The 3307-nt window shown below is 77.8% G+C and carries 2 protein-coding genes and 1 pseudogene; all 3 read right to left on the bottom strand.

What is annotated here, in order from left to right; genetic code table 11:
- The coding region (locus F9B16_RS49800) for a GAP1-N2 domain-containing protein (RefSeq protein WP_449700505.1) at window positions 1-898 on the bottom strand (898 nt) is incomplete at its 3' end.
- Between the two features lie 2 nt (window positions 899-900).
- Entirely contained in the window at window positions 901-2145 is a 1245-nt protein-coding gene (locus F9B16_RS49795) for a TRAFAC clade GTPase domain-containing protein (RefSeq protein ID WP_151547253.1), read from the bottom strand.
- A pseudogene (locus tag F9B16_RS52080) lies at window positions 2145-3307 on the bottom strand (hypothetical protein); the annotation flags it as partial. The pseudogene F9B16_RS52080 and the gene F9B16_RS49795, both read right to left, overlap by 1 nt.

The raw sequence follows: 3307 nt of genomic DNA, 5'->3' as shown, positions 1-3307 counted from the left end.
TCGCGGCGCCGTCCAGCACCGCGGGGTCGGACGGCGCCGCGCCGTCCACGAGCGCGAGCTCGCCGAGCGCGTCGAGGGCGGGGAAGTCGGCGTCGCGCCAGCACGCCGCGACGGTCCGCGCGAAGCGGGACGCCCCGCCGCCGCCGAGGCCGGCGCGCAGGTCGACGGCCAGCGCGTGCGACGCGTGGTGCCGCACCGCGTTCCACACGTCCGGGGTGGTGCCGACGAGGCGCTGCGCGGCGCCGTCGGGGTCGGCGGTGTAGGTGGTGAACGACAGCCGCGCCGCCGCCGCGACCGGCAGCGAGTACGACACCACCGCGATCCAGCGGGCGATCAGCTCGACGTCGGCGGCGACCAGCACGATCCGGCCGTGGCCCCGGCCGAGGACCCCGGCGACCGCGTCGACCAGCCGCGCGAGGGTCCCGTACGCGCCGGGCGTCCCGGACCCGGCGAGCCACGCCGCGAGCGACTCGGGGTCGAGCGCGGCGCCCGGCGCGAGGTCGTCCAGCTCGCCGAGGTCGCCGTCGCCGGGCAGCGGCGTCCACAGCGGCGCGTGCCACAGCTCGGCGGGACGCAGCCCCTCCAGCTCGTCGTCGTCGGCGACCACGGCGTGCGCGAAGAAGTTGCCGTACCGGCCGGAGTAGTCGCGCCCCAGGTAGCGGCAGCGCAGCAGCAGCGGGCGCCCGTCCACCCGGTCGTACAGCAGCGAGACGGGGAACCGGTCCAGCTCGGCGTCGTCGGGGGACAGCGGCGCGTCCGGCGGCGGACGGTACGACATGTACGGCGTGACCGCAGCGCGCACGCCGTCGGGCAGGCCCGGCGTCTCCGCGACGAACTGGAACCCGGCCCGGCCGGTGGGTCCGCGCCGCGCGGAGGTGTAGTGCAGCTGCCACGCCACCGTCACGGACCTCCGGGGCGGACGCCGTCGAGCATCCCGAACCGGTACAGCAGCCACAGCAGCGGATCCTCGGCGCGGTGCGGGCGGACGCCGCCCGCACCGACCCGGCCGTCCTCGGGGACGCCGCCGAGCGCCGACAGCCCGAACAGCGCGTGCTCGGCGTACTGCTGCCCGAGGTAGGTGTCGAGCTGCCCGGCCTGCCACTCGTGCAGCAGCGCCCGGACCTGCTCGTTCACCGCCTCGCGGTCGTCGAGGTCGAGCACGCCCGTCCCGGACCTGGACCGGCGCAGCGCCGACTGCCGCAGCAGGTCCGGGCGCAGCGCGTCGATCTTGGTGAGGGCGACCGCGACCGGCACCGGCAGCGGCTCGCCGGGGCGGGTCCCGTGCCGCTGCCGCAGCGCGTCGGTGACCCGCGCGATGATGTTCAGCGGCTCGCTGTCGGGGTCGTCGCCGGGCCCGCGCGGCTCCGGGACGGTGTCGGAGACCCCCGCCCGCGCGCCCGGCAGCTCCAGCGGGTCGACCAGGAAGATGATCGCGTCCGCGGCCTCCAGGTAGCGCAGGTGCAGGTCGGTGACCTCGCGGCTGCGCAGGTCCTCGCCGGCGGTGTCGAACAGCACCAGCGCGAGCGAGTCGTTGCGCGCGCGCGACCAGCGTCCGCGCCGCGTCCGGGTCAGCAGGTAGACGAGGGGTTCGCGCGGGCCGGTGGCGGCGCTCGCGGTCGTCGGCAGCAGCCGCCGCTCCTCCAGCAGCGGCCGCGCGAAGTCCCGCTTGTAGCGCTCGATGGTGCGGTCGTCGCACGCGACGAGCGAGGCGTCCAGCTCCGTGCCGACCCGGTTCATCAGCTCGTGCAGCAGCACCGCGATGTAGGTGCTCTTGCCGGCGTTCTTCGCGCCGACGAGCGCGACGATCCGGCCGGGGGAGTCGCAGTACGCCGACGGCAGCGGGTTGTGGCACTCCGGGCACGCCCGGTTCCCGGTCGGGACGCCGCACTCGGGGCAGTCGGCGCGGCCCTTGCGTCCCGGCGCGGCGAACACCGGCGGCAGCGACGCGCCCGCCGTCGACCCCGTGTAGGCGGCGAGCCTCTCGTCGAGGACGGGCGCGCAGCCCTGCCGCCGCCCCGCCTGCCCGCGGCAGCGGAACAGGATCCGCTGCGGCGCGACGGACGCGAAGCAGTACGGGCAGGTGACGCCGTGCCGGGGGAAGAGCCGCGCGGGCGCGCCCGGCAGGCGGGCGAGGGGTCTGGTCATCACGGGACCTGGAGTCGGCGGATCGGGGGATCGGTGAGTTCGATGACATCATCATCGGCGAAGCAGCGCAGCCAGTACGGCGCGGACGCGTCCGGGACGGCCACCGACAGCTCGCCCGGCACCGGCACCTGCTCCCACGTGCCGAGCGTCTCGCCGTCGCCCGCCCGGTGCGGCATCACCCGGCCGCGCCGCAGCACCAGCGACAGCCGCGCCACCCGCAGCGGCCGCGCGCAGGTGAGCCGCAGCGTCAGCGACCGCCGCCACGGCGGCCCCGACCGCTCCAGGTCGTAGCGGACGACGGTGCGCGCCGCGACCTCGGCGGTCACCGGCGGGCCGGTCACCCGCGCCCCGCCGACCGTGCCGGCCGCCGCGACGGCCACCTCGACGGGCTCGTCCTCGGGGACGGGCAGCCGGACACCGCCCTGCGTGTCGTACGCGGCGCGGGTGACCGTCGCGTGCCGCTCCGCGTCCGGGCCGGACGGGCGGCGCGGGTCGCGGCCGATCCGGTACACCCCGATTCGATACACGAGGTCGACCTCCGTGACGTCCGGCGGCCAGTCGAACCCGACGTGCACGTGGTCGCCGCGCCGCTCGGCCCCGAGCCGCCGCGGCGGCGGCAGGTTCACGTACCGGTGGTACGCGCCGATCGCGGCGGTGCCCTCCGCGACGGTCACGGCGAGCAGCCAGCCGCCCGCGCCGGGCCGCACCGCGAGCCCGCCCGCCGTCGGCGTGCCCGCGAGCCGCCGCGTCTCCCGCCGCACCTCCTCCACCGGGACGAGCGCGCTGCGCGGCCACGGCGGCGGCCCCGCCGACAGCACCAGCTCCGCCGTCCCGTGCGCGGGCGGCGCGAACCGCACCCGCAGCAGGCCCGGGTCGGCCGGGTCGGGCTCGGCGGACAGCTCGTACACCGGGACGGGCGGCGCGCTCGGCGTCACCGACGCCCGCACGCCCGGCGTGGCGACCTCCCGGCCCGCCGCGTCCAGGTAGACGGCGCTGATCAGGTAGTGGTGGGTGCGGCCGTTCGGCACCCGCTCGCGGAACCCGTCGCGGCCCGCCTCGACCGGCGTCCCGTCGCGGACGACGACGACCCGCGCCGCCTCCGCCGGGCACCGCCACCGGCCGGTGACCTGCCCGTCCCCGGCCAGCAGCTCGACCTCGCCGG

The sequence above is a fragment of the Actinomadura montaniterrae genome, from assembly GCF_008923365.1.
Taxonomy (GTDB): Bacteria; Actinomycetota; Actinomycetes; order Streptosporangiales; family Streptosporangiaceae; genus Spirillospora; species Spirillospora montaniterrae.
The sequence above is the reverse complement of the archived record's forward strand: the minus strand, read 5'-3'. Positions and strand labels throughout refer to the sequence as shown.

Coding starts and splice junctions, on each gene's coding strand:
- F9B16_RS49795 (WP_151547253.1), bottom strand. CDS start 2,145: ATGACCAGACCCCTCGCCCGCCTGCCGGGCGCGCCCGCGCGGCTCTTC.